Raw genomic sequence first — 25,652 nt, forward strand, 5'->3', positions numbered from 1 at the left:
CGGACGGAAGCTGGCACCGGAGAGATAGTTGAGCGTGATCGGCACGGTGCGGACGCCACGCGTCGCCGCCACGCGACCACCGCCCGGGATCGGGCTTGCGCTTCAGCATCAGGTCGAACAGCGACAGATGCGGGTTGCCCGACATGCCGCCGCCGTCGGCGCGATCGGTCTTGCCCGAGCCGTTGAGATCGTGGCGCACCGACACGGCATACTCGCCCGGCGTCGGCACGCCCACGCAGACGTCGAGCGCGCCGGCCCGCGGCGCGGGCAGCTCGACCCGCTTGAGATAGCTTCCCTTGTCGAACCAGCGATCCGGATCGCCGCCGTAGAGCTGGACGCGCACGGTGCCGGTCGGCGCCTTGAAGCCGGTGACGTGGACGAGCAGCGCCGGTCCCGCGCAGCGCGGCGCCGAGGCGGCAGCGGCCCCGCCCGACGCGGCGAGCGCCGCGACGCCGAGTAACCAGCAGGACCGCAGTTTCGACATGACCCGGCACCTCCCGCTGGCTATAGACGCGTCGGCGGGATCGAGGGGCGGCCCGCACGTCGGAAAGCTCGCCCATTCGGCCGCGATTGCGGCCAGAAGATGGTGATGGGGCGGCGCGAGCATGAGACTGCTGACGTCCACCGATCGCTACCTCGCGCGCCTGATCGCGGTCCCGCTGGTGGCGACGCTGCTGCTCTCCGCCATGCTGCTGCTGCTCGACAAGATGCTGCGGCTGTTCGACTTCGTGGTGCAGCAGGGCGGCCCCGTCGGCGTCGTGTGGCGGATGCTCGCCAACACCATTCCGGAATATATGTCGCTGGGCATTCCGATCGGCCTGATGCTGGGCATCCTGCTCGCCTTCCGGAGGCTCGCGCTGTCGTCGGAGCTGGACGTGCTGCGCGCGCTCGGCGTCGGCTACGGGCGGATGCTGCGCGTGCCTTATCTCTACGCGATCGGGCTGGCGCTGGTGAACCTCGCCATCGTCGGCTTCGTCCAGCCCTACTCGCACTACGCCTATGAGGGATTGCGCTACGAGCTACGTTCCGGTGCGCTCGGCGCCTCGATCAAGGTCGGCGAGTTCACCCATCTCGGCAAGAGGGAGACCGTTCGGATCGAGCGCAGCCGCGACGGCGGGCGCGAGCTCAACGGCATCTTCGTCCACGCCGAGGGCCAAGACGGCAAGGTGGCGGCGGTTACGGCGTCGAGCGGCGCCTTCTACGCGACGGACGATCCCGACACGATCATCTTCCGCCTGCACGACGGCACGCTGGTGCAGAACCAGCCCGGCTTCCACACGCCGCGCGTGCTCTCCTTCGTCAGCCACGACCTGCCGATCGCGCTGCCCAAGGTCGACAGCTTCCGCACGCGCGGCAAGTCGGAACGCGACGAGTTGACCGTGCCCGAGCTGGTGCGGATGGGCGCCGACAAGCGCCTCGACAAGAAGGAGCGGCGGCGCAACCGCGCCGAGTTCCACTTCCGGATGGTGGAGGTGGCGATCATGTTCCTGCTGCCGCTGCTGGCGGTGGCCTTGGCGGTGCCGCCCAAGCGCTCGTCCTCGGCGCTCGGCGTGTTCCTGTCGATCGTGATGATCGTCACCTACCACAAGGTGAACCAATATGCCGCCGCCATCGCCGCGCTGGGCAAGGTCAACGCGGCGGTGGCGTTGTGGACGCCGTTCCTGCTCTTCTCGCTGCTGATCTGGTGGATGTACCGCACGCTGGCGGTGGTGCCCGGCGGCCAGCCGATCGGCGCGCTGGAACGCGCCGCCGCCAAGGCGGGCGCGGCGATCCGCCGGCGCTTCGCGCGGCGCGCGCGGGCGCTTCCCGCATGATGGAGCTGCGCTTCTTCCCGTCGCGGACGCTCGCGCTCTACCTCGGCAAGACGTTCCTGTGGCGCAGCCTGGCGGTGCTCGCGGCCCTCGTCGTCATCCTCCAGACGCTAGACCTGCTCGGCGAGTCGGGCGACGTGCTCGCCGCGCCGGGCAACGGGCAGGCGGCGCTATGGCACTATGTGGCGCTGCGCCTGCCGCAGATCGTGCAGCGCTTCCTGCCCTTCTCGGTGCTGCTCGGCACGCTCATCACCTTCGTGACGCTGAACCAGAACAGCGAGGTGATCGCGATGAAGGCCGGCGGCATATCCGCGCACCAGATCCTCGCGCCGTTGGTGCTGGTCAGCCTGGGGCTGGCCGGCCTCTCCTTCGCGTTCAACGAGCGGATCGTCACCCGCGCAACCGCGACGCTGACCGCCTGGCAGGATGTCGACTACAACCCGCTGCCGGCCGCGCGGCACGGATCGACCGACGCCTGGGTGCGCGACGGCGACGACATCATCCACGCTGCGACCGCCACGACGGACCGCGGGCGCGTGAGCCTCGGCCGCGTGACGTTGTACGATCGCGACGGCGGCACGCTGAAGCGGATCGTCGTCGCGCCGACGGCGAGGGAGCATTGGGAGGCCGGACGCTTCGCCGGCTGGACGGCGCCGGCGGCGCGGATGTTCAACGTCGCGTCGGGCGGCGTCACCTCGGTGGCCCGCTTCGATTTCGGCGCGGGCGTGCGCCCCGATCAGTTCACGCTCGCCGACGTCTCGGCGGACGATCGCTCGCTCGGCGTGCTGGGCGGCCAGATCGACGAGCTGCGCGCCGCCGGCCGCCCCGTCGGCCCGCTGGAGACGGGGTGGTGGCACAAGCTGTCGGGGCCGCTGTCCGCCATCCTGATGCCGCTGCTCGCCGGCGTCGCCGCCTTCGGGCTCGCGCGATCGGGCGCGCTGTTCCTGCGCGCCGTCATCGGCATGGCGCTGGGCTTCGCCTATTTCGTGGCGGACAATTTCGCGGTCGCGATGGGCAATCTCGGCGCCTACGCGCCGCTGCTCGCCGCCTGGGCGCCGTTCCTGCTGTTTCTGGTGATCGGCGAGACGGTGCTGATCCGGACGGAGGAATGAGCCGGTTCCGCCCGCGCCGCAAAGCTGCCCCATTGCGGCGTCATGAACGCGTCACATATGGCACGCTCCGAAGAGCCCCTTGCAGGACACGAGCACCCGTGAACAGCGCCACCGCCCGCACCGGCTTCTGGTCCCAGTCACACCATCTCGATCGCATGACGCTGCGCGAGCTGGCGGTCGCCTATCTCCAGTACCCTGCCATCATCCTCTATCTTGGCCTGGCGGCGGCGGGCGCGGGGCTTTGGTTCGTCTTTCCCGCGACGATCGGGCGCAGCCTGCTTGCGATCGCGACCGCCGTGCTGCTGTTCCCGGTCGTATGGTACGGGCTGCACCGCTGGGTGCTGCACTCGCGCTGGATGTGGAAGGTGAGCTTCCTCGCCGCGACATGGAAGCGCATCCACTATGATCACCACCAGGATCCCAATCACCTGGAGGTGCTGTTCGGTTCGCCCGCGAACGTGATCCCGACCGTTATGGTGGCCACGATCCCGGTCGGCTACGCGATCGGCGGCGTGGGCGGTGCGGCGGCGGCGTTCGCCACCGGCATGGTGCAGACCTGCGTCAACGAGTTCTTCCACTGCATCCAGCACCTCTCCTACAAGCCGAAGAACAGGTGGCTGGCGCACATCAAGACGCGCCACATGGAGCATCACTTCCACGACGAGACCGGCAATTTCGGCATCACCAACTACTGGTGGGATCATCTGCTCGGCACCTACTATGCCCGCGTGGCGGGGCGGCCGAAGAGCCCGACCGTGTTCAACCTTGGCTACACCGACGAGGTGGCGCGCGATCACCCCCGCGTACGCGAGCTGTCCGCCGCCACCACCGCGCGCGGGCGCCCACGCGGCTAGCCTGTTTTTCACTTAACCGCCTGCCCGCGCTCGCCTAAGGGCGTCGGAGTGGCGGGGAACGGGGCATGGCGGACGCGGTTCAGATCGTCGAAATCGACGGCAAGGCGGAGCGCAAACGCTTCGTCGAGGTGCAGTTCGCGCGCAACCGCGACGATCCGCACTGGGTGCCGCCGCTCAAGGCCGACGCGCTGGAACTGCTCACCCCCGGCAAGAACCCCTGGTACGAGCATGGCCACGGCGTGCTGTTCATCGCGACGCGCGGCGGCCGCGACGTCGGCCGCATCTCCGCGCATATCGACCATCTCTGGCTCGACATGCCCGCCGAACAGGGTGGCGGCCGCGACATCGGCAATTGGGGCCTGTTCGAGGCGGAGGACGAGGCGGTCGCCCAGGCGCTGATCGCCCGCGCCGAGGAATGGCTGCGCGGGCAAGGCATGGCGCGCGCGGTCGGCCCGATCTCCATCTCGATCTGGGACGAGCCCGGCCTGCTGATCCACGGCCACGATCATCCGGCGACCGTCATGATGGGCCATCACCGGTCCGAGTATGAAGCGTGGATCGAGCGCGCGGGCTACGCCAAGGCCAAGGATCTGCGCACCTGGGAGCTCGACATCACGAGGAGCTTCCCGCCGCTCGTCCAGCGCATCGTGCAATCGGGGGAGCGCAATCCGCGCATCGTCGTGCGCCGCGTCGACAAGAAGCGCTTCGCCGAGGAGGCGGCGCTGATCCTCTCCATCCTCAACGATGCCTGGTCGGGCAACTGGGGCTTCCTGCCGATCACCGAGAGCGAGATCGCCTATGTCGGCAAGAAGCTGAAGCCGATCGTCTTCGAGGATCTCATCCGCATCGCCGAGGTGGATGGCGAACCCGTCGCCTTCATGATGACGTGGCCGGACCTGAACGAGATGCAGCGCGACCTGAACGGCGAGCTGTTCCCGTTCGGCTTCGTGAAGCTCCTGTGGCGGCTGAACGGCGGGCTCTCGGGCTACCCCAAGGTGCGGACCATGCGGGTGCCGCTGATGGGCGTGAAGAAGAAGCTCCAGACGACGCGGCTCGCTTCGCAGCTCGCCTTCATGATGATCGAGTATATTCGCCGGGATTCGGTGGCCAAGTTCCACGCCTCGCGAGGCGAGATCGGCTGGATCCTGGAGGATAACCAGGGGATGAACTCGATCGCCGAGACCATCGATAGCCGGATCAACCGCATTTACCGCATCTACGGCAAGGCGATCTAGCGCCTGAGGCTGTAGGCGGGCACCGTCACCGCCAGCGGATCGCGCGCCACGCGGTGCGCGATGGCGGCGGCGACGACGAGCAGGAGCACCGCCGCCACCAAAGCGCGCCCCGCCACCTCGCGCTCGATCCGCGCGATCGGCCAGAAGGCGGCGAATACCGGCAGCGCGAACGGCACCAGCGCCGCCGGATAGGGCGCGCCGAGCCCCAGGAAGACGAGGTGCGCGAGCCCGAGCAGCGGCGCGGTCACCGCCACGGCCGCCAGCGCCGCCAGCCACGGCCTAGCGCCGACCGCCGCGACGCCCGCCAGGACGAGCGCCGGCCACGCGAACACCCACGCCGCGAGCGGCGCCGCGACCTGCACGATCGCGGCGACGAGCAGCAGCAGCGCCAGCATCCCCGTCCACTCGGCGCGGACGGGTGACGCACGGCGGGGAAGCAGCGCCGCCGCGCCCATGCCGACGATCCCCGCCCCCAAAGCGAGCGGCGCGGGCGCACCGAGCCGCAGCGCCACGATCGTCAGAACCGCCGCCGGCAGCGCCGCCAGCCAGTGGGTGCGCAGGCCCCGCGCCGCGAACCCGGCGAGGAGCGTCGCCACCAGCGCCAGCGCGGCCTGCCACTCCAGCCTGGGCAGCGCCGCGAGCCGATCATAATAGTTCGGATCGCCGCCCGAGCCTGACATCAGGTTGAGGATGGTGAGCAGCAGCACGGCGTGCGCCGCCGTCCAGGCGAGCCCGCCCACGCCGCCCGCCAGCGCCGCGAGCGACGGCCTCGTCCTCCGCCACGCGACCCCGAGCAGCGCGGCCGCCGCGAGCAGGACGAGCCAGCCGCGCCCCGCTGGATAGTGGACGAGGCGCCCGCCCGGCAGATCGAAATAGACGATGTCATGCGCGCGCGCCGGCAGCACGTCCGCGAAGGCCAGCGCCGAGGCGATGCCCAGCGCCTGTCCGCCCATGTCCTGCACCGTCGCGGGATCGAGCCGGTCGGCGGTGGCGAGCGGCGAGTGATAGTAGCGCGCGCGGCCGAGATAGGCGAAGTTCAGCCCCGCCGTCCCGCGATCGCGGGGCACCGAGAAATCGGTGTTGTTGGGCATCTTCTTGTAGAGGAATGACATCAGCGAGTTGGCGAGCGGCCGCTCGACCGATCGCGCGAACAGCCGCATCATGTCGCCGTTGCCGGTGCCCGTCTCGAACATCGTCGCGCGGCCGCCGCTGCCGCGCGATTCCAGGTTGATGACCGCGCCGGCCCGCGCGGCGAGGCCCTCGGCGGCCCAGAACGCCTTGGCGCCGTGCAGCCCGGTCTCCTCCGCGTCGGTGAACAGCGCCACGACGTCGCGCGCCGGCACGCCCCGCGCCCGGATCGCGCGCACGATCTCCAGGATCGCGGCGCACCCCGCGCTGTCGTCGGCGGCGCCGGGCGAGCCCCACACGGTGTCGTGATGCGCCATCAGGATGAGCGGCGGCTTGGCGCGGTCGCGGCCCGGCAGCACGCCGGTCACGTCGGTGATCTCGACGGGCACGACCGCCCCGCCGCTCCAGTCGCGGAGCTTGGCCGCGGTCGCCTCGTCGGCGAGATAGTGGCGCAGCTCGGCGCGCAGGCCGATCTGCTGGAGCCGGCGCGCGAGTGCAGCGGCAACCTCGTCGTCGGCGGTGGTGCCGGCAGGATGCGGCCGCATCCCGATCGCACGCACGTCGAGCATCGCGCGCGCCGCGGAGAAGGCGCTCGCGGGCGCGTCGGCCGCGAGCGGCGCCGGCGGGCGCGCGGCCGACGCCGCGATCCACAGCGCGACGATCGCCGCCAGCAGGCACAGCAGCAGGCGTCCGGTCGCCTCCCCCCGGCTCTCGATCACGGCCAGCCGAGCTCGATCCACACCGGCACGTGATCCGATGCCTTCTCGGCACCCCGCACATCGCGGTCGACGCGCGCGTCGCGTAGCCGGTCGGCGGCGGCGGGGCTGAGGAGCAGGTGATCGATGCGGAAGCCCGCGTCACGCGCCCAGGCGCCGGCCTGATAGTCCCAGAAGGTGTAGAGCCGGGCCGGCTCCGGGTGGCGGGCGCGGATCGCGTCGGTCCAGCCCTGGTGGAGGATGCGGCGGTAGGCGGCGCGGCTCTCGGGCTGCGTCAGCGCGTCGTTCGCCATCGCGCGGACCGAGAAGGTGTCGAGGTCGCCCGGTATCACGTTCCAGTCGCCCGCCAGCACCACCGCGCGCTCCGACGCCAGCAGCGCGGCGGCGTGCGCGTGGAGCCGCTCCATCCAAGCGAGCTTGTAGTCGAACTTGGGGCCGGGCTGCGGATTGCCGTTGGGCAGGTAGAGCGAGGCGACGATCAGTCCGTCCACCTCCGCCTCGATGTAGCGGCTGTGCGTGTCGTCCGGATCGCCCGGAAGCCCGCGCAGACGCTCCTCGGGCGCGCGGCCCCGCGCGAGCACGGCGACGCCGTTGAAGCCTTTCTGCCCGTGCCAGACGACGCCGTACCCCGCCTCCTTGATCGCCTCGAGCGGGAACCTGTCGTCGTCGGCCTTCAGCTCCTGAAGGCAGGCGACGTCCGGCTTCGCCTCGTCCAGCCATTCGAGCAGGCGGGGCAGCCGCGCGTTGATGCCGTTGACGTTGAAGGTGGCGATCTTCACGATCGCGGGGTGTAGCGGCGCGGGACTGCGCGGCAAGCGCTAGATCGAGAAGCTGGTGCCGCAGCCGCAGCCCGAGGCGGCGTTGGGATTCTCGACGCGGAAAGCGGCGCCGCCCAGGCTTTCGACATAATCGACCGAGCAGCCGCGCACGAGATCCAGGCTGACGTTGTCGACGACCAGCGTCACGCCGTCGCGCTCCGCGATGACGTCCTCCGCGTCCGCTGCTTCCGCCAAGCCGAACTTGTACTGGAAGCCTGCGCACCCGCCGCCATCGACGGAGAGGCGCAGCATCGCGGGCTTGCCCTGCCGCGCCGCGATCGCGGCCACGCGCGCGGCGGCGGAGGCGGTCAGGTCGATATCGGCCATGGCCGGGAGATAGGTGGTGGCCGCCGTGGCGGCAAGCCGCTCAGTCGCCGCCCTGCCCCGCCTGAGGCGCCGCCATCGCGACCTGCTGCGCCTGCGGATAGGGCGTGCGGTTCTGCAGCGCCTGGAGATAGTCGCCCGTCTGGAGGAAGGGCATCGGGTTCACCGCGCGCCCGTCGATGCGCACCTCGTAGTGGAGGTGGCTGCCGGTCGAGCGACCGGTGGAGCCCATCAGCGCGATCAGGTCGCCGCGCCGAACGCGCTGCCCCTGGTGCACCAGGATCTGCGACAGGTGGCCGTAGCGCGTCTCGATCCCCTTGCCATGCTCGAGCTGGACGAGGTTGCCATAGCCGCCCGACGTCATCTCCGCGCGCCCGACGGTGCCGTCTGCGGTGGCGTAGACGGGCGTGCCGATCGGCGCCGCCAGGTCCATGCCCGCGTGCATGTGCGCCGAGCCGTTGAACGGATCGGAGCGAACGCCGAAGCTGGAGGTATAGCGAAACTCGCGCACCGGCTTTTGCGACGGCACCGAGACGAGGGCGCGCGGCGCCTCCATGCGGCCGCCCCACCCCTCGAACAGCGCGTGGAAGGTGGGATCGCTTCGCCCCCCGAACGCACCTGCGGAGACGGCGCCGATCGAGGCGGCGGTCGTCGCGGCCACGTCGCCCGCATAGGCAGGGGCCGCGCCGGCGGCGGCAGCGATGGCGGCGACGAGAAACAACGGCTTGGCGATTGTCACGGTCCACACCCCACGCATACATCGGGAACCGGCCCGCGCACGCGGGTCGCCTTCCCTGGCCTGCCGATTGCTGAGGCCCCCTCCGCTCTCGGCGACCTTCGCATGACCGCCGGATTTCGGCGCCGCAACCCGATCGCGTCGAGTTGGGCGGCGCGAGCGGTGAACCGATTAACCATGCTGGAACGGTGGTTTGCGGCAGGTGCTTGCATCGCTCCGCCTCGTGGTGCAGGGACGCCTCCCCCGACCGCCGGAGCGCCGTCGCCATTCGCCAGATCGCCGCCCTTCCCTATCGCATCGAGGCCGACGGCGCCGCCCGCGTGATGCTCATCACTTCCCGCGAGACGCGGCGCTGGGTGCTGCCCAAGGGCAACCTCATCAAGGGGCTGGCGTGGCACGAGGCGGCCGCGCACGAGGCGTATGAAGAGGCGGGCGTCACCGGCATCCCCTGCCCCACCGCGCTCGGCGAATATCGCTACGCCAAGCGGCGCAAGAACGGCACGACGCAGACGATGTCGGTGGCGGTTTTCCCGCTCGCCTTCACGAACCAGGCGGACGAGTGGCCCGAGCAGGACGAGCGGGAGACGCGATGGTTCGACCTGCCGCAGGCAGCCTCAGCGATCGACGAGCCCGACTTGTCGGCGCTGATCGCAGGCTTCCGCCCGGCGCCCGCGGGCCTCGCGGAGCGCGTCGTGCCGGTTGTGAAGGCGAAGGGGAGGAAGCGCGTGCCGACACCGAAGTAACTTTACGCCCTGCCGCAGAGGCAAGGCCGCTTCTTCGAACTACTCGAGGCGCATGCCGCACGCCCGTCGCGGATGCCAAGGCCATGAACTTGCAGCCACGCGGCGGCACTGTTGCGGGCGTCGTGCCGCGCGCAGGGTGTCCGGCTACGCCGGAGCATGGCCACCCGACCGTCGTCGCCGGCCACTGACGGATCGCCGCTGCGTTTACGTATCGCTAACCACGTTCCGCCACGGGATCGCGCATAACTTGCGGGTCTTTTGCAGCGCACAACGATCGGCTAGACGCGCCGGACTGGTCCAGAGGGGAATAAGTGATGCGGATTGCGATGATCGGCACGGGCTATGTCGGGCTCGTATCGGGCGCCTGCTTCTCCGACTTCGGGCACGAGGTCGTCTGCGTGGACAAGGACCAGGGCAAGATCGACGCGCTGCACCGGGGCGTCATGCCGATCTTCGAGCCGGGGCTGGACGCGCTCGTCGCGTCCAACGTCAAGGCCGGACGGCTGAGCTTCACCTCGAGCCTGGCCGAGGGCGTCAAGGGCGCCGACGCGGTGTTCATCGCGGTCGGCACGCCCTCCAGGCGCGGCGACGGCCATGCGGATCTTAGCTACGTCCATGCCGCCGCCGAGGAAGTGGCGCGCGAGCTCGACAAGGATGCCGTCCTCGTCACCAAGTCGACCGTCCCCGTCGGCACCGGCGACGAGGTGGAGCGCATCGTCCGCGACGCCGCGCCCGATCGCCGGATCACCGTCGCCTCCAATCCCGAGTTCCTGCGCGAGGGCGCCGCGATCGGCGATTTCAAGCACCCAGATCGCGTCGTCTGCGGCGTGGAGGACGATCATGCCCGCGAGGTGCTGGCGGCTATCTACCGCCCGCTCTCGCTTAACCAGTCCTCGCCCGTGCTGTTCACGAGGCGGCGCACGGCCGAGCTCATCAAGTACGCGGCGAACGCTTTCCTGGCGACGAAGATCACCTTCATCAACGAGATCGCGGACCTGTGCGAGGCAACCGGCGCCGACGTGCAGGAGGTGTCGCGCGGCATCGGGCTCGACAACCGCATCGGCCGCAAGTTCCTGCACGCCGGCCCCGGCTATGGCGGCTCGTGCTTCCCCAAGGACACGTTGGCGCTGCTCCAGACCGCCGAGCAGTTCGATACGCCGCTGCGCATCGTCCAGGCGGTGGTGCAGGTGAACGATCATCGCAAGCGCGCGATGGGGCGCAAGGTCGCCAAGGCGATGGGCGACGCGCGCGGCAAGACGGTCGCCGTCCTCGGCCTCACCTTCAAGCCCAATACGGACGACATGCGCGACGCGCCGTCGATCGCGATCATCCAGCACCTGCAGGATTGCGGCGCCAGCATCCGGGCCTGCGATCCGGAGGGTGTCGAGCAGGCGCGCAAGATGCTGACCAACGTCGACTATATGGACGATCCCTATGCCGCGGCCGAGGGTGCCGACGCGGTGGTGATCGTGACCGAGTGGGACGCGTATCGCGCGCTCGACCTCAGGCGGATCGCCAAGGCGACGGCCAATCCGCTGCTCGTCGACCTGCGCAACGTCTACAGCCACGGCGACGCCAAGGCCGCGGGGCTCGACTATATCGCGATCGGCAAGGGCGAGGCGGTCGCCTGACGGATCGGCGCGGGCCTGCCTCCGGCGGCCCGCGCCTAGCCGGCGTTGCGTCGCCCGAGGTGCCGCTCCCACGCGAGCGCGTGAGCGACGATGGTGTCGAGATCGTCGTGCGCCGGGCGCCAGCCGAACGCCCGCACGATCGCGTCGTTGGCGGCGATGAGCGCGTCCGGGTCGCCCGCGCGGCGCGGCTCCATGCGCCGCTCGATCGTCACGCCCGACGCGCGCTCGACCGCATCGAGCACCTCCAGCACCGAGAAGCCTCGGCCGTAGCCGCAATTATAGACGTGGCTGGCGGCGGGATCGGCGATCAGCGCGTCGAGCGCGAGCAGGTGCGCGGCGGCGAGATCGGTGACGTGGATATAGTCGCGCACGCCGGTGCCGTCCGGGGTCGCGTAATCGGTGCCGAAGATGGCGACGTGGCCGCGCTTGCCCGTCGCCGCCTCGTTCGCGACCTTGATGAGGTGGGTGGCGCCGGCGGTCGACTGGCCCGATCGACCCTGCGGATCGGCGCCGGCGACGTTGAAGTAGCGGAGCGCGCAATAGTTCAGCGGGTGGGCGGCGGCGACGTCCTTCAGCATGATCTCGGTCATCAGCTTGGACATGCCGTAGGGGTTGATCGGCACCTGCGGCGTCGCCTCGGTGACCGGGCTCTCGTCGGGCACGCCGTAGGTCGCGGCAGTGGACGAGAAGATGAAGTGGCGGACGCCGCCCGCCACGGCGGCGGCGATCAGCGCGCGGCTGTTGGCGGTGTTGTTGCCGTAATATTTGAGCGGGTTCTTCACCGACTCCGGCACCACCACCGAGCCCGCGAAATGCATGATCGCCCCGATGCCATGCTCCCCGATCGCCCGGCCGACCAGCGCCTCGTCGCCGACATCGCCCTCCACGAGCGTCGCGCGCGGATCGACCGCCCAGCGGAAGCCGGTGACGAGATTGTCGAGCACCACCACCGGCCAGCCCGCATCGGCCAGCGCCAGGACGGCATGGCTGCCGATATAACCGGCGCCGCCCGTCACCATCACCGCGAAGGGCTTGTCCGTCATCGCGTGGTCGCTCCCAGATAGCGGTCGAACCAGCCGACGGTGCGCCGCATCACGTCGGCGGCATGATCGGGCTGTCGGATGCCATGCCCTTCGTCGGGATAGATGACCAGCGTCGTCGGCACGCCCGCCGCCTTGAGCCCGTTCCAATATTCGACCGATTGGGTGGGCGGCACCTCGATGTCGCGCTCGCCGACCGTGATGAGGGTCGGCGTCTTGGCCTGCCGGATGAACTTGATCGCCGAGATGTTCCAGTAGGCGGCCGTGTCGTCGTACAGCGACCGGCCGAAATAGGGCATCATCCAGGTGTTGATGCCGTTGGTGCCGTAGTAGCTGATCCAGTCCGATACTCCCGCGGCCGCGACGATCGCCTTGAAGCGCGTCGTCTGCGTGTTCGCCCACATCGCCATGAAGCCGCCATAGCTGCCCCCCATCAGCCCGAGCCGGTTCTCGTCGATCGGCGCGGCGCGCGCGGCGAAGCTGACGCCGGCGAGGATGTCGCGCAGGTCGCCGCCGCCGAAATCGCGCTTGTTGGCTTGGGTGAACGCCTCGCCCTGCCCGTAGCTGCCGCGCGGATTGGGCAGGAACAGCCAGTAGCCCGCGCGCGCCAGCGCCGCCGTGGTCCCCTGCCACAGGAAGGCCGGCACGCTCGCCGCCGCCGGGCCGCCATGGACGATCGTCACCATCGGCGCCTTCCGGCCGCGCGGGCCGCCGAGCGGCGCCAGCAGCCAGCCCTGCACGTCGTGCCCGTCGCTGCGCCACGTCAAGCTGCGCGCCGAGACCAGCGCGGGATAGCGATCGTTCGCGTCGGTGATCTTGCGCGCCCGGCCGATCGGGCCGGCGAAGATCGCGGGACCATGTTCGAAGTCCTGCGCGACCATGGCCATCTGCCCGCTCGCGAAGACGATGCGGCCATCGCCCGCCGCCGGCGTCGCCTGCGCCGTCCACACCGGCGCGCGCGCGCCGGCCTGCGGATCGATCGGAACGACGGCGGCACGGTCGGCGATCAGCGCGGTGCCGAGCAGCCCGTCGCGCGTCCAGTCGAGCGAGGTGAAGCTGCCTGGGAAACCGCGCGTCGCGTCCACGGGCTCGCCGCCCGCGAACGGCACCGTCCACACGTCGCCGCCGACCGAGCCATAGTCGCTCATCAGCCCGCCGACGAACGCCACCGTCCGCCCGTCGGGGGAGACGCGCGGAAAGTTCGCCTGCACCGAAGGCCGCGCGATCGTGCGGAAACCGGCGCCGCGCAACGGGATCGCGTCCAGCGTCGCCACCCACCAGTTGGCGTCGCCATTGCCCTTCGCGGTCGTGGCGACGAAGCCGCGGCCGTCGGGCGTCCAGCCATATTCGTAAACGTAGCGATCCGCCGGCGACACCAGCCTGTATGGCTTGCCGGCGTTGGCGAGCACGACGGCGATGCGCTGCTCGTCGTCGCTCGATCCGATCTCGCCGGTCTGCCGCGCGCCGGCCTGGGTGGCGCCCGCCTCCTTGCGCGCGCCCACCGTCGTCAGGAAGGCGATCGTCGTCTGGTCAGGGGACCAGCGCGGCCGATCGATCAGTCCGGTCACGCTCGCGAGCTCGCGTGACCGGCCGTGATCGGAGATCATCAGCTTCGCGACGCCCGCCGCCTTGTCGCGCATGACGAAGGCGATGCGGCCGTCGCTCGCGAAGGCCGGCGCCGCGTAGCCGCACCGGGCGCAGGGATCGATGCGCTCGACGACGGCACCGTCGGCGGCGTTGCGGACGACGAGCGCGGGGTGCGGCTCGGCGCCGCTGTCGGGCTCGGCCGCCGCCTCGACGGACGCGATGCGGATGCCGTCGGGCGACAGTGCCAGCGCCTCGAAACTGTGGAGCGGGCGCGCCGCCAGCGGCGTCGCGGCGAGGAGCAAGGCGGTCGCGACGGTCGCTACGGTCATCACGCGGGGATAGCATGGCGCGGCGGACGCGCAATCGACGGCTTGCAGCGATCCCGGGCCGGCGGCAAACCCGTCGCGCAACGGAGAGGCAGGATGAGCGATCGTTACGAGGTGCCGGCGGGGTTCGCGGGCGACGCCACCATCGACGCCGCCGCGCGCGAGGCGCTGTACGCCCGCTCGCTCGCCGATCCGGACGGTTTCTGGCTCGACGAGGCGCGACGGCTGGACTGGGTTCACGCACCGACGCGGGCCGGCGACTGGTCGTTCGCCGAGGCCGACTTCCACGTCCGCTGGTTCGCGGACGGCAAGCTCAACGTCGCCGCCAACTGCCTCGATCGCCACGTCGCCGAGCGAGGCGGGCAGACCGCGATCCTGTGGGAGCCCGACGATCCCGCCGAGAGCCCGCGCGCCTTCACCTACGCCGAGACGCTCGCCGAGGTCTGCCGCTTCGCCAACGTGCTCAGGACGCTGGGCGTCGCCAAGGGCGATCGCGTCACGCTCTACATGCCGATGATCCCGGAAGCCGCGTTCGCGATGCTGGCCTGCGCGCGCCTGGGCGCGATCCACTCGGTGGTGTTCGGCGGCTTCTCGGCCGACGCCTTGAGGAGCCGCATTACGGATTGCGGATCGACGCTGGTCGTCACGGCCGACGAGGGCCGGCGCGGCGGCCGCCGCTTCGCGCTCAAGAAGACGGTGGATCAGGCGCTGGAGGGGCTCGACGGGGTGGCGGTGGTCGTCGTTCGCGCGACGGGCGGCGACGTGGTGATGCGCGAAGGCCGCGACCACTGGTACCACGAGTGCGCCGGGGATGCGGCGACCACCTGCGATCCCGAGCCGATGGACGCGGAGGACCCGCTGTTCATCCTCTACACCAGCGGATCGACGGGCAAGCCCAAGGGCGTGATGCACACGCAGGCGGGATATCTGCTATGGGCGACGACGACGTTCGCGACGACGTTCGACTATCGTCCGGGCGAGGTGTTCTGGTGCTCGGCCGACGTCGGCTGGGTGACGGGGCACAGCTACATCGTCTACGGCCCGCTCGCGAACGGCGCGACCACGCTCATGTACGAGGGCGTGCCCAACTGGCCGACCTCCAGCCGCATCTGGCAGGTGGTGGACCGCCACCGCGTCGCGACGCTCTACACCGCGCCCACCGCTCTCCGCGCGCTGATGCGCGAGGGCGACGAGGCGGTGAAGTCGACCGACCGCTCGTCGCTGCGGCTGCTGGGCACGGTCGGCGAACCGATCAACCCGGAGGCGTGGCGCTGGTACGCGCAGGTGGTCGGCGAGGGCCGCTGCCCGATCGTCGATACCTGGTGGCAGACGGAGACGGGCGGGCACATGATCACGCCGCTGCCGGGTGCGGTCGCGACCAAGCCGGGCTCCGCGACGCTGCCCTTCTTCGGCGTCGAGCCCAAGCTGCTCGACGCGCGGGGCAGCGAGCTCCACGGCGAGGCCGAGGGCGCGCTCGTCATCGCGCGATCCTGGCCCGGGCAGATGCGCGGCGTGTGGGGCGATGAGAGGCGCTTCTTCGAGACCTACTTCCGCACCTTTCCCGGCCACTACGACACCGGCGACGGCGCGCGCCGCGACGCCGACGGCTATTGGTGGATCACCGGACGCACCGACGACGTCATCAACGTCTCGGGCCATCGCATGGGCACCGCCGAGGTGGAGTCGGCGCTCGTGCTCGACGAGCAGGTGGCGGAGGCGGCCGTGGTCGGTATGCCGCACGAGGTGAAGGGCCAGGGCATCTACGCCTTCGTGACGCTGAACGCCGGGGTGGCCGGCGACGAGGCGACGTTGAGGCGCCTGCGCGACAGGGTGCGCGCGGAGATCGGCGCCATCGCCACGCCCGACGCGATCCAGTTCGCCCCCGCGCTGCCCAAGACGCGGAGCGGCAAGATCATGCGACGCATCCTGCGCAAGATCGCGGCGGGCGATACGGGCGATCTCGGCGACACCTCCACGCTCGCCGATCCGGCGGTGGTCGACGATCTCGTCGCCAATCGGGTGGCCTGAGCGTTCAGCGGGCGGACACGCGCGCGGGCGGAAGATCCGCGCGGCCTTATGGGAGACGATGCGATGATCCGCCTGCTCGCGCCCGCGCTGCTCGCCGCGACGATCGCGGCACCGGCGCACGCGCAATATTACTACGATCCCGCCCGTCCGCAGCCGCAGGACCGGCAGCTGCCAAGCTATACCGACGACGAGCGCGGCTATACGGGCGGCTGGCAGGCGCGATCGGACGATATGCGGCCGGACTACGCGCCGCCGGCGCCGCCCGCGCCACCGGGTACCAACGGCGGCTACCGCGACGATGGCCGCTATGCGGGATATGGCGACGGCTATGGGTATGGGCCCGGGGATGACGGGCCCGCCGGCTACGAGGAGTCCGACGCGGCGCCGCCGCCGCCCGCTCGGGGCACGCGCGCGCCGCGTCCCGGCGCCCGATCCCCCTACGCCGATCGCATCGCGCGCTGGCGGGCACGGGCCGATGCCTGCGAGGCGGGCGATCGCGCCGCCTGCCAGGGTCCGGAGTAGCCGCTCAGTCCTTGGCGACGACGACGTCGAGCGCGATCATCTTGGCGGCGATCGCCCGCTCGTCGATGGGATAGGCTCCCTGCCCGATCAGGGCACGGATCGCCTCCACCTTCTTGGTGTCGATCGGCGGCGCCGCGTCGGCGAGCAGCGAGATGAGGTTGGCGGTCGCCTGCTGCTGCGCGGTGGGCGCAGCAGGGGTGGCGGGCGCCGCCGGGCTGGCGGCGACGGACGCCGGGCGCAGACGCGCCAGGTCGCTCGTGCTCAGCTTGGTGTCGATCCCGTCCATGATGTCGAGCCTTTGTCGGATCACTTCCCCGAACGGATAACGACATCTCGCGACGCGCCTTTAGGCCGGCGGAAAGATTTTTCCCGAAGCTCGCGGGTGCGCGGTCCGGTACACGTCGAGCAGGTGCGCGGCGTCGACGCCGGTATAGATCTGCGTCGACGACAGACTGGCGTGGCCGAGCAGCTCCTGGAGCTGGCGGAGATCGGCGCCGCGCGCCAACAGGTGCGTCGCGAAGCTGTGGCGGAGCGCGTGTGGGCTCGTGCGATCGGGCAGGCCGAGGCGCGCGCGCGCGCCACGCACCGCCTTGCGGACGATGTCGGCGGAGAGCGGACCGCCCTTGGCGCCGCGGAACAGCGGACGGCCGGCGACCAGCGGCCACGGGCACGACGCCCGGTAATCCTCGATCGCGTCCCGGACGACGGGGAGCAGCGGCACCACGCGCGCCTTGCCGCCCTTGCCCATGACGGCGATCGTCTCGCCCAGCGGACCGGCAGGGATCGCCATCGCCTCGCCCACGCGCAGCCCGGCGCCGTAGAGCAGCAGCAGCACCGCCAGGTCGCGCGCCGCGATCCACGGCTCGGCGGCGGCGTCGGCGGCGTCATGGGCCAGCGCGATCGCGTCCGCCGGTGCCACCGGTCGCGGCGCCCCACGCTTGACGCGGGGCCCGCGCAGGCGCGGCGGCGCGGCACCCGCATAGTGCAGGAAGGCGCGCACCGCCGACAGCTCGCGCGCCGCCGACGCGTTGGCGAGGTTCGCCTCTCCCCGACGCTGCGCGAGGTAGGCGCGCAACTCGCCGGCATCGACCGTCGCCAGCGCCGCCGCGTCGATCGCCTGCGCCCGGTGCCGTCCGAGAAACCCGATCAGCCGGTGCGCGGTCGCGACATAGGCGCGCGCGGTGTGGACCGAGCGCACCTCGCGCACCGCCAGGTGATCGCCGAACGCCGCCGCGAGCGCGCGGGCGGGGTGATCGTCGAGCGGCGTCGCCGCCTTCAGGGCAGCAGCCATCGCCCCACCGCGCGGGCCAGCGTGGCGCCGAGGAAGCCGAGCAGCTCCGAGCCGTGCCGCGTCTCGAACCGCGAAGGCGCGCGCTGGCCGAGCGCGAGCAGCCCGCACGGCAGCGGCAGCGGGTTGTCGAGCCGGATCAGCGCCTCCGCGCGGATCAGCGAGGCGGCGTGGCCGAACAGCGGGTGTCCGCGCTCGACGCCGTGGAGCACGACGCCGTCGATGCCGCGCGACACGCGCTGGATCACCCGGCGATCGACGAACTGAAGGCCGTCGCCGTCCGCGCGGATCGCGACGTCGCCGACGTGGAGCGCCAGCGCCACCGCGTCGACGTTCAGGATGTCCGTCCAGTCGGTGGTGACGACGTGGATGAGATGTTCGAGCCCGTCCGCCTCGATCGCGGCGAGAACGGCGGCGTGGATCGCGGCGACCGCGCCCGAGTGGCCGCGCGCGAAGGCGATCAGGTCCTGGTTCGCCTCCTCGACCTCGGCGACGCGCGCGCGCAGCGTCGCGACGGCACGATCCTGGAAGTCGATCACCTGGGCCATGCGGCGAGCTTAGCGCGGCATGGTTAAAAGGGAATAACGCTAGAGGCCGCGCTGCTGGTCGCGCTCGCGCCAGCCCTTGATCATGCACCCGGTCGCCCCGCTCGCGCCCACCGCGCTGCACGATCCGCGCGTGCCATCGGGCGCGGCGCCATCGGCGTCGAGCAGCCGGTGCCGCTCGCGCGAGACGCTGTCGACCGGACCGCCCGGATCGAAGCCGCGATCGATCCGCGGCAGCCGATAGCGATCGCCGGCTTGGCGACGGCGGCAGACGACGATCTCGTCGCCGCGCGCGGCGCAGGGATCGGCGGCGGCGTGCACCGCATCGGCGATCGTCGGTACCTGCAGGGCGAGCATCAGCGCGATCACGGCAGCACGAACAGCCGGCTCTCGCCGTCCTGCCCCGGCAGGGCCACCCGGCCGCGCTCGACGAAGCGCAAGCGCGCGAGCAGCGCGGCCGAGGCGGCGTTCTCCGGCCTGGCGATCGCCAGCAGCGGCCGGATCGCGCGCGTGGCGTCGAGCATGGCACGCGCCGCTTCCAGCCCGTAGCCGCGCCGGGTGTGACGTTCGAGCAAGGAGAAGCCGAGGTCCGGCCCGTCGAGCCCGTCGCGACGGACGAGGCCGATCATGCCGATCGGCTCGCCCTCGCCGCGCAGCGACACGAGGAACATGCCATAGCCGTGCGCGGCGTAGGAGGCGAGAACGCGCTCCGTCACGTAGCGCCGGGCATCGGCGATTGTGCGGACGCCGCGATCGCCTATGTTGGTGAGGAAGCCCGGATCGTTGAGCATCGCCAGCGCGAAGCCGGCGTCCTCCTCCCCGATCCGCTTGACCGTCAATCGATCCGTCTCGAACAGCGCCATGCCCCCCCCTTCCCGCTTGCATAGCCGATGAGCCGGGCGCGCGTCCTCCTCCTGAACGCCGCGTTGGGGCCGCTCGACTATCGCGTGCCGCACGGCATGGCGGTGGAGCCCGGCTCGATCGTGCTCGCCCCGCTTGGGCCGCGCCAACTCGCCGGCGTGGTGTGGGAGGCGGAGCGGATGCCGTCCGACGCGGAGGTCGGCGACAACCGGCTGCGCAACCTCGCCGCCGCCTACGATCTGCCCCCGGTCGCGGCACCGCTGAGGCGGCTGATCGAGTGGACGGCGGACTATTACCTCAGCCCCCCCGCCGCCGTGCTGCGGATGGCGCTGGCCTCGGCGAGCGCGCTCGACGGCGGTCGCACCGCGATCGAGTATCGCGCCACCGGACATGTGCCCGAGCGCCTGACCGCGCAGCGCGGGCAGGCGCTGGAGAGGATCGGCGAACGGCAGGGGCTGGTGCGCGAGCTCGCCCAGATCGCGGACGTCTCGGACGGAGTGATCCGCGGGCTGGTCAAGGCCGGCGCGATCGAGGCGGTCGAGGTCTCGATCGACGATCCGTTCCCCGCACCGAACCCCGATCACGCGCCACCCGCGCTCTCCGCATCGCAGGCGGATGCGGCGGGGACGATCGTTGCGGCGGTGCGGGACGGCGGCTTCGCGCCGATGCTGCTCGACGGCGTCACCGGATCGGGCAAGACCGAGGTCTATTTCGAGGGCATCGCGGCGGCGCTCAGGGAAGGTCGGCAGGCGCTGGTGCTGCTGCCCGAGATCGCGCTGACCGAGCCGTTCCTCAAGCGCTTCGAGGCGCGCTTCGGCCACCTGCCCGTCGCCTGGCACTCGGACCTGCGCTCCACCCAGCGGCGCCGGGCGTGGCGCGCGATCGCCAGCGGCGAGGCCAAGGTGGTGGTCGGCGCGCGCTCGGCGCTGTTCCTGCCCTACGCGCATCTCGGGCTGATCGTCGTCGACGAGGCGCACGAGACGAGCTTCAAGCAGGAGGACGGCGTCCCCTACCACGCCCGCGACGTGGCGGTGATGCGCGGCCAGTTTGAGGAGGTGCCAGTCGTGCTCGCGTCGGCCACGCCCGCCATCGAGACGCGGCAGATGGTGGAGATCGGCAAGTATCGCGAACTGAAGCTGGAGCAGCGCCACGGCGGCGCGACGATGCCCGCGATCGAAACCGTCGACCTGACGCGCGATCCTCCGCCTCGCGGACGATGGCTGGCGCCGTCCGTCGTGTCGGCGATGCGCGAGACGGTGGAGCGGGGCGAGCAGGCGCTGCTGTTCCTCAATCGTCGCGGCTACGCGCCGCTGACGCTGTGCCGGACGTGCGGCCATCGCTTCCGCTGCCCCAATTGCACCGCCTGGATGGTGGAGCATCGCCTGACGGCGCGGCTCGCCTGCCATCATTGCGGCCACGTCATGCCGCCGCCCGCCGAGTGCCCCGAGTGCCACGAGCCCGACGCCCTCGTCGCCTGCGGGCCGGGAGTCGAGCGCATCGCCGACGAGGTGGCGGCGCTGCTGCCCGACGCCCGCGTGGCGATCGTCACGTCGGACACGATCTGGTCGCCCGCCAAGGCGGCCGAGTTCGTCGGCCGCATGGAGGCGGGCGAGATCGACGTGGTGGTCGGTACCCAGCTCGTCACCAAGGGCTATCACTTTCCCAACCTCACGCTGGTGGGCGTGGTGGATGCCGATCTCGGCCTGCAAGGCGGCGACCTGCGCGCCGCGGAGCGCAGCTTCCAGCAGATCGCACAGGTGGCGGGCCGCGCCGGACGCGGGAGCAAGCCGGGCCGCGTGCTCGTCCAGACGCGCGAACCCATGGCCCCCGTCATCCAGGCGCTGGTCTCGGGCGACGCGGAGAACTTCTACCACGCCGAGACCGAGAGTCGGCGTGAGGCGCTGGCGCCGCCCTTCGGCCGCTACGCCGCGATCGTCGTCTCGTCGGAGGACCAGGCCGAGGCGACGACGGCGGCGAAGGCGATCGGTCTCGCCGCGCCGCAGGTGGAGGGCATGACGGTGTTCGGCCCCGCCCCGGCCCCGCTCGCCATGCTGCGCGGCCGGCACCGCCAGCGCCTGCTCGTCCACGCGCGTCGCGCGCTTGACGTGCAGGCGGTGATGCGCGGCTGGCTGGGCGAGGTCGAGTGGCCGCGCGGGGTGCGCGTGGCGGTGGACGTCGATCCGTACAGTTTCCTGTGATATAGAACAAAGAAAGAACGCTGGCAATGTCGGAGGCGGTTTGCAATGACCGCTCCGATGTCGAATCGTGCCTTCCTCACCCCGCTCCTCCTGCTGCTCGCCGCCGCCTCGCTACCGGAGACGCGGCTGGCGGTGACGCTGCCGGCGGGCTGGAACGGCGATGCGTCGGGCCGGCTGCTGCTGTTCGCCGAGCCCGCGACGGCGGAGAACGCGAAGGCCGACGCAGTCGATACCGCCGAGTTCGGCGGCAAGGATGCGGTGTCGGTCGCCGCGCGCGACGTCGCGAGCTTCGGGGCGGCGCGCTCCGCCACGATCGACACGCAGGAGACGGCGTTTCCCGCCGGCTTTGCCAGCCTGAAGCCGGGCGATTACCGCGTCCAGGCGGTGCTCGATCGCAACGGCGACTATGATTATGGCGGCCGGGGCGAGGGCGACCTCGTCTCCCGGGTGGTGACGATCCGCTGGCCGCAACGCGCCGCCTCCGCCATCGCGCTCGACCATGCGGTGCAGGCGATCGATCCTTGGCACGCGAGCACGCCCGAAGGCGCGGCGCGTGCCGCCGCGATGCGGCCGCACCTCCACGAGGAGCGGCTGCCGTCCGTCGCGCTGACGCGCTTCTGGGGCACGCCGCACGCCGTGACCGCCTGGGTGCTGACGCCGCCCGGCTATGATCCGCGCGGCCGCGCCACCTACCCCACCGTCTACACTGCGGGCGGGTTCGGCACGACGCACGCGCGAGACATCGGGCGCGCCTCGCGCCTCTACGATCTCGAGGCCAAGCGCGAGATCCCGCCGATGATCTGGGTGTTCCTCGATCATTCGGAGCCGACCGGCACCACCGAGTTCGCGGACAGCGTCAACAACGGGCCATGGGGACAGGCGCTGACCACCGAGGCGATCCCGGCGCTGGAGGCGAGGTTCCGCATGGACGCGAGGCCGTCGGGTCGCTTCCTGACCGGACACAGCTCGGGCGGCTGGTTCGCGCTGTGGGTGATGGTGCGCTACCCCGCGCTGTTCGGCGGGAGCTGGCCGACCGCGCCCGATCCCGCGGACTTCCGCGACTTCACCGGCATCGACCTCACCGCCCCGAACGCCAATGCTTATCGCGATCCCTCGGGTAGGCCTTGGCCGCTGGTGCGCGATCACGGCCGCGTGGTCGCCAGCTTCGAGCAGTTCGCTCGGCTGGAGACGGTGCTCGGCCACGACGGCGGCCAGATCCGCTCGTTCGACTGGGTGTTCTCGCCGCGCGCGAAGGACGGCACGCCGGCTTACATGTTCGACCGCGTGACCGGCGCGGTCGATCCGACGGTCATTTCCTACTGGCGCGACCATTACGACGTCGCGCACCGCATCGAGGCGCAGTGGCCGGCGTTGCGGCACGATCTCGACGGCAAGCTCCACCTGACGGTGGGCACCGCGGACACCTTCTACCTCGATGGCGCCGCGCGGCGGCTGGAGGCGGCGTTCCGCGGTGTCGGTGGTCGCGCCGACTTCACCTACCTCCCCGATAAGACGCACGGCGACCTCTACGAACGCGGCGGCGATCCCCAGGCGCTCACCAAGGACATCGCCTGGGCCATGTACGCGGTCGCCCGCCCTGCCTCGAAGCGCCTGGTGCGGTCTCGGCCGGCGCCCGCCCCGTGAGCGGGGATCGGCGCGGTCCCGTCCTGATCCCGGTGCTGGGCGATCAGCTCAGCCATGGGCTTGCCTCGCTCCGCGACGTGGCGCGCGACGACGCGGTCGTGCTGATGATGGAGGTGGTGGAGGAGACCCGCTACGTCCGCCATCACAAGAAGAAGGTCGCGCTGATCTTCGCGGCCATGCGCCACTTCGCCGCCGAGCTGCGCGACGAGGGCTGGACGGTCGACTATGTCACGCTCGAGGACGCCGGCAACACCGGCCACTTCACGGGCGAGGTCGCGCGCTCCTCTAGGCGCCACGGCGCGCGCGCGATCCGCGTCGTCGAGCCCGGGGAGTGGCGCGTGCTTCAGGCGATGGAGCGGTGGCGGGAGGCGGCCGGCGTTCCCGTAGACATCCTGCCGGACGATCGTTTCGTGTGCGGCATCCTCGAATTTCAGACCTGGGCGCAGCGCCGCCGCGAGACGGTGATGGAGTTCTTCTACCGCGACATGCGGCGGAAGACCGGGCTGCTGATGGACGGCGACGATCCCGTCGGCGGCGTCTGGAACCTGGACAAGGAGAACCGCCGCCCGCCGCGCCGGGGCATGGCCTATCCCGGCCCGCTGCGCTTCCAGCAGGACGCGGTCACGCGCGAGGTGCTGGACCTTGTCGGGCGGCGCTTCGGCGATCATTTCGGCAATCTCGACGGCTTCCACTTCCCCGTCACGCGCGCGGAAGCGCTGCAGGCGCTCGACCATTTCGTGACCCACGCGCTGCCGGATTTCGGCACGTGGCAGGACGCGATGGTGACCGACGAGCGCTTCCTCTTCCACGCCGTGCTCTCGCCCGCGATCAACTGCGGGCTGCTCGCGCCGCTGGAGGTGGCGGAGGCCGCCGTCGCGGCCTACGAGCGCGGCCTCGTGCCGCTCAACTCGGCCGAGGGCTTCGTCCGCCAAGTCATCGGCTGGCGCGAATATATCCGGGGCATGTACTGGCTGGAAATGCCGGGGCTCGGCACCGCCAACGCGCTCGGCGCGACGCGCCCGCTGCCCGAATTCTACTGGACGGGCGAGACCGAGATGCGCTGCCTCTCGCAAGCCGTGATCTCGACGCGCGACGAGGCCTACGCGCACCATATCGAGCGGCTGATGGTGCTCGGCAATTTCGCGATGCTGGCCGGCGTCGATCCGGGCGCGGTGTCGGACTGGTTCCTCGTCGTCTACGCCGACGCCTACGAGTGGGTGGAGATGCCCAACGTGCTGGGGATGAGCCAGTTCGCCGACGGCGGCCGGATCGGCTCCAAGCCCTATGCCGGCGGCGGTGCCTACATCAACCGCATGTCGGACTATTGCGGGCGCTGCCGCTACGACGTGAAGCGGCGGGTCGGCGAGGATGCCTGCCCGTTCAACGCCTTGTACTGGGACTTTCTCGCGCAGCACGAACGCCGGTTCCGCGACAATCGGCGCATGGGTCCGGTCTATCGCAACTGGGAGCGGATGGCGGAAGAGGACCGGCGCGCGATCCGCGCCTCGGCTGCGGCCTTCCTCGATACGCTGCAGCCGGCGGCTCCCGGCTGGGCACGCGGCCCTGCGGAGCCGCCGCGCGCGGAGCATTGACGCGGACGGCGACCCTCGCCCGTCGGCATGATCGCGCACGCCTCGATCGCGGAAAGTGATCGCGCCGGCGATCGGCTTCGACGGCGTCGTGCCGCGAGCCGTGCGATGAGTCGCGCGCGGCCGTCGGCCTTGCATCGCGATCGTGCCGCTGCTAACCGGCCGGCGGCCCGGCAGGGGACGCCTTGCGCGCCCCCTTTTCGGCATGGGCCGAATCGGCATCGGCCGAGACTTGTCATGAACCGGCGATCGCCGTCACGCGGCGTCGGCAAGCGGTCGTCCGTCGGGCGGCCACATCGGGGGACCCTTCGCGCGTGGATATTTCGGGCGGCATCCAGGCGAGCCTCAGCGGGCGCTACGCGACCGCGCTGTTCGAGCTCGCGCGGGACGAGCGCCAGCTCGACCAGGCCGCCGCCGATCTCGACACCGTGCAGACGATGCTGCGCGAGAGCGACGATTTCCGGATGCTGACGCAGAGCCCGCTGATCGGCCGCGCCGATGCGGGCAAGGCGATTGCGGCGAGCGCGGCGGCGCTGGGTCTCGGCCCGATCGCGACGCGTTTTCTGGGCGTCCTCGCCGAGAATGGCCGGCTGCGCGAACTGCCGCAGATCATCCGCGCCTTCCGGTCGCTGGCCGCGAAGCATCGCGGCGAGGCGCATGCGGAGGTCGTGTCGGCGCACCCGCTCGACGCCGCGCAGATGGGCGCGCTCAAGGATCGGCTGCGCAAGCGCTTCGGGCGCGAGGTGACGGTGGACGCGCAGATCGATCAGTCGATCCTCGGCGGGCTGATCGTCCGGTTGGGCTCCACGCAGATCGACGGCTCGATCCGCACCAAGATCAACGGTCTCGCACACGCCATGAGGAGTTGACGGCTTAGCCGTCGTCTAGGGGTTTGACGGCAGCGCCGTCGAAAAAA

At 71.1% G+C, this 25,652-nt stretch carries 23 protein-coding genes and 1 pseudogene; 12 read left to right on the forward strand and 12 right to left on the reverse strand.

Going from position 1 to position 25,652, the window contains the following annotated elements; genetic code table 11:
- Nucleotides 1–184 precede the first annotated feature (184 nt).
- Nucleotides 185–607: pseudogene (locus ACOFKX_RS14215) on the reverse strand (DUF2141 domain-containing protein); the annotation flags it as partial.
- 4 nt (nt 608–611) lie between these two features.
- Here ACOFKX_RS14215 and lptF point away from each other — a divergent pair.
- The 4 genes from lptF to ACOFKX_RS14235 all read left to right on the forward strand — a co-directional run bounded on the left by lptF (nt 612) and on the right by ACOFKX_RS14235 (nt 5,012).
- Complete coding sequence (gene lptF, locus ACOFKX_RS14220; protein WP_419828269.1) at nt 612–1,814, forward strand: LPS export ABC transporter permease LptF; 1,203 nt, start codon at nt 612–614, stop codon at nt 1,812–1,814.
- Nucleotides 1,814–2,923, forward strand: coding sequence for an LPS export ABC transporter permease LptG (gene lptG / locus ACOFKX_RS14225; protein WP_419828270.1), 1,110 nt, complete (start codon nt 1,814–1,816; stop codon nt 2,921–2,923). The genes lptF and lptG overlap by 1 nt, the downstream gene beginning before the upstream one ends.
- Before the next feature lie 98 nt (nt 2,924–3,021).
- A complete protein-coding gene (locus ACOFKX_RS14230) occupies nt 3,022–3,777 on the forward strand; it encodes a sterol desaturase family protein (RefSeq protein ID WP_419827733.1) in 756 nt (251 codons plus the stop codon).
- 65 nt (nt 3,778–3,842) lie between these two features.
- Nucleotides 3,843–5,012, forward strand: coding sequence for an N-acetyltransferase (locus ACOFKX_RS14235; RefSeq protein ID WP_419827734.1), 1,170 nt, complete (start codon nt 3,843–3,845; stop codon nt 5,010–5,012).
- Here the strand turns inward: ACOFKX_RS14235 and ACOFKX_RS14240 are convergent.
- From ACOFKX_RS14240 to ACOFKX_RS14255, 4 genes are read right to left on the reverse strand one after another with little or no spacing between them, the layout of a single operon-like run.
- The gene (locus ACOFKX_RS14240) at nt 5,009–6,859 is read right to left on the reverse strand and encodes a M20/M25/M40 family metallo-hydrolase (protein WP_419827735.1); all 1,851 of its coding nucleotides are present in this window, start codon (nt 6,857–6,859) and stop codon (nt 5,009–5,011) included. The genes ACOFKX_RS14235 and ACOFKX_RS14240 overlap by 4 nt on opposite strands.
- Nucleotides 6,856–7,635, reverse strand: coding sequence for an exodeoxyribonuclease III (gene xth, locus ACOFKX_RS14245; protein WP_419828271.1), 780 nt, complete (start codon nt 7,633–7,635; stop codon nt 6,856–6,858). The genes ACOFKX_RS14240 and xth overlap by 4 nt, the downstream gene beginning before the upstream one ends.
- Nucleotides 7,636–7,674: 39 nt before the next feature.
- The gene (locus ACOFKX_RS14250) at nt 7,675–8,001 is read right to left on the reverse strand and encodes a HesB/IscA family protein (protein ID WP_419827736.1); all 327 of its coding nucleotides are present in this window, start codon (nt 7,999–8,001) and stop codon (nt 7,675–7,677) included.
- A gap of 40 nt (nt 8,002–8,041) precedes the next feature.
- Nucleotides 8,042–8,755 carry a M23 family metallopeptidase gene (locus tag ACOFKX_RS14255; protein WP_419827737.1) on the reverse strand — a complete coding sequence of 238 codons (714 nt, stop codon included), beginning with the start codon at nt 8,753–8,755 and terminating at the stop codon, nt 8,042–8,044.
- Nucleotides 8,756–8,940: 185 nt separating this feature from the next.
- Between ACOFKX_RS14255 and ACOFKX_RS14260 the strand changes: the two genes are divergently transcribed.
- Together ACOFKX_RS14260 and ACOFKX_RS14265 are read left to right on the forward strand one after the other, a co-directional pair.
- Complete coding sequence (locus ACOFKX_RS14260) at nt 8,941–9,477, forward strand: NUDIX hydrolase (RefSeq protein WP_419827738.1); 537 nt, start codon at nt 8,941–8,943, stop codon at nt 9,475–9,477.
- A gap of 314 nt (nt 9,478–9,791) precedes the next feature.
- Entirely contained in the window at nt 9,792–11,108 is a 1,317-nt protein-coding gene (locus ACOFKX_RS14265) for a UDP-glucose dehydrogenase family protein (RefSeq protein ID WP_419827739.1), read from the forward strand.
- A gap of 35 nt (nt 11,109–11,143) precedes the next feature.
- Here ACOFKX_RS14265 and galE read toward each other — a convergent pair whose 3' ends face one another.
- Nucleotides 11,144–12,151: a UDP-glucose 4-epimerase GalE gene (gene galE, locus ACOFKX_RS14270; RefSeq protein WP_419827740.1), complete on the reverse strand. Its 1,008-nt coding sequence runs from the start codon at nt 12,149–12,151 to the stop codon at nt 11,144–11,146.
- Nucleotides 12,148–14,064 (reverse strand): S9 family peptidase, encoded by a 1,917-nt coding sequence (locus ACOFKX_RS14275; RefSeq protein WP_419827741.1) that lies wholly within the window; start codon nt 14,062–14,064, stop codon nt 12,148–12,150. The genes galE and ACOFKX_RS14275 overlap by 4 nt, the downstream gene beginning before the upstream one ends.
- 93 nt (nt 14,065–14,157) lie before the next feature.
- Here ACOFKX_RS14275 and acs point away from each other — a divergent pair, with 93 nt between their 5' ends.
- Both acs and ACOFKX_RS14285 read left to right on the forward strand, forming a co-directional pair.
- The gene (gene acs / locus ACOFKX_RS14280; protein ID WP_419827742.1) at nt 14,158–16,089 is read left to right on the forward strand and encodes an acetate--CoA ligase; all 1,932 of its coding nucleotides are present in this window, start codon (nt 14,158–14,160) and stop codon (nt 16,087–16,089) included.
- A gap of 63 nt (nt 16,090–16,152) precedes the next feature.
- Complete coding sequence (locus ACOFKX_RS14285) at nt 16,153–16,611, forward strand: hypothetical protein (protein ID WP_419827743.1); 459 nt, start codon at nt 16,153–16,155, stop codon at nt 16,609–16,611.
- 4 nt (nt 16,612–16,615) lie between these two features.
- Here the strand turns inward: ACOFKX_RS14285 and flgM are convergent, their stop codons facing one another.
- From flgM to ACOFKX_RS14310, 5 genes are read right to left on the reverse strand one after another with little or no spacing between them, the layout of a single operon-like run.
- The gene (gene flgM, locus ACOFKX_RS14290) at nt 16,616–16,897 is read right to left on the reverse strand and encodes a flagellar biosynthesis anti-sigma factor FlgM (protein WP_419827744.1); all 282 of its coding nucleotides are present in this window, start codon (nt 16,895–16,897) and stop codon (nt 16,616–16,618) included.
- Between the two features lie 60 nt (nt 16,898–16,957).
- Nucleotides 16,958–17,902 carry a tyrosine-type recombinase/integrase gene (locus ACOFKX_RS14295; RefSeq protein ID WP_419827745.1) on the reverse strand — a complete coding sequence of 315 codons (945 nt, stop codon included), beginning with the start codon at nt 17,900–17,902 and terminating at the stop codon, nt 16,958–16,960.
- Nucleotides 17,887–18,447 carry a DUF484 family protein gene (locus tag ACOFKX_RS14300; protein ID WP_419827746.1) on the reverse strand — a complete coding sequence of 187 codons (561 nt, stop codon included), beginning with the start codon at nt 18,445–18,447 and terminating at the stop codon, nt 17,887–17,889. The genes ACOFKX_RS14295 and ACOFKX_RS14300 overlap by 16 nt, the downstream gene beginning before the upstream one ends.
- Before the next feature lie 39 nt (nt 18,448–18,486).
- A complete protein-coding gene (locus ACOFKX_RS14305; RefSeq protein ID WP_419827747.1) occupies nt 18,487–18,813 on the reverse strand; it encodes a hypothetical protein in 327 nt (108 codons plus the stop codon).
- A complete protein-coding gene (locus ACOFKX_RS14310) occupies nt 18,810–19,307 on the reverse strand; it encodes a GNAT family N-acetyltransferase (protein ID WP_419827748.1) in 498 nt (165 codons plus the stop codon). The genes ACOFKX_RS14305 and ACOFKX_RS14310 overlap by 4 nt, the downstream gene beginning before the upstream one ends.
- 27 nt (nt 19,308–19,334) lie before the next feature.
- On the opposite strand from ACOFKX_RS14310, the gene ACOFKX_RS14315 reads away from it, so the two are divergent.
- The 4 genes from ACOFKX_RS14315 to ACOFKX_RS14330 all read left to right on the forward strand — a co-directional run bounded on the left by ACOFKX_RS14315 (nt 19,335) and on the right by ACOFKX_RS14330 (nt 25,605).
- Nucleotides 19,335–21,503, forward strand: coding sequence for a primosomal protein N' (locus tag ACOFKX_RS14315; RefSeq protein ID WP_419827749.1), 2,169 nt, complete (start codon nt 19,335–19,337; stop codon nt 21,501–21,503).
- 57 nt (nt 21,504–21,560) lie between these two features.
- Nucleotides 21,561–23,147, forward strand: coding sequence for an alpha/beta hydrolase (locus ACOFKX_RS14320; protein WP_419827750.1), 1,587 nt, complete (start codon nt 21,561–21,563; stop codon nt 23,145–23,147).
- On the forward strand, nt 23,144–24,739 hold the full coding sequence (locus ACOFKX_RS14325) for a cryptochrome/photolyase family protein (RefSeq protein ID WP_419827751.1): 1,596 nt from the start codon (nt 23,144–23,146) through the stop codon (nt 24,737–24,739). Before ACOFKX_RS14320 ends, ACOFKX_RS14325 begins: the two co-directional genes overlap by 4 nt.
- A 311-nt stretch (nt 24,740–25,050) precedes the next feature.
- Nucleotides 25,051–25,605, forward strand: coding sequence for a F0F1 ATP synthase subunit delta (locus ACOFKX_RS14330; protein WP_419827752.1), 555 nt, complete (start codon nt 25,051–25,053; stop codon nt 25,603–25,605).
- The last annotated feature ends 47 nt before the right edge of the window (nt 25,606–25,652 follow it).

Source organism: Sphingomonas sp. (assembly GCF_965200105.1).
GTDB lineage: Bacteria > Pseudomonadota > Alphaproteobacteria > Sphingomonadales > Sphingomonadaceae > Solisphingomonas.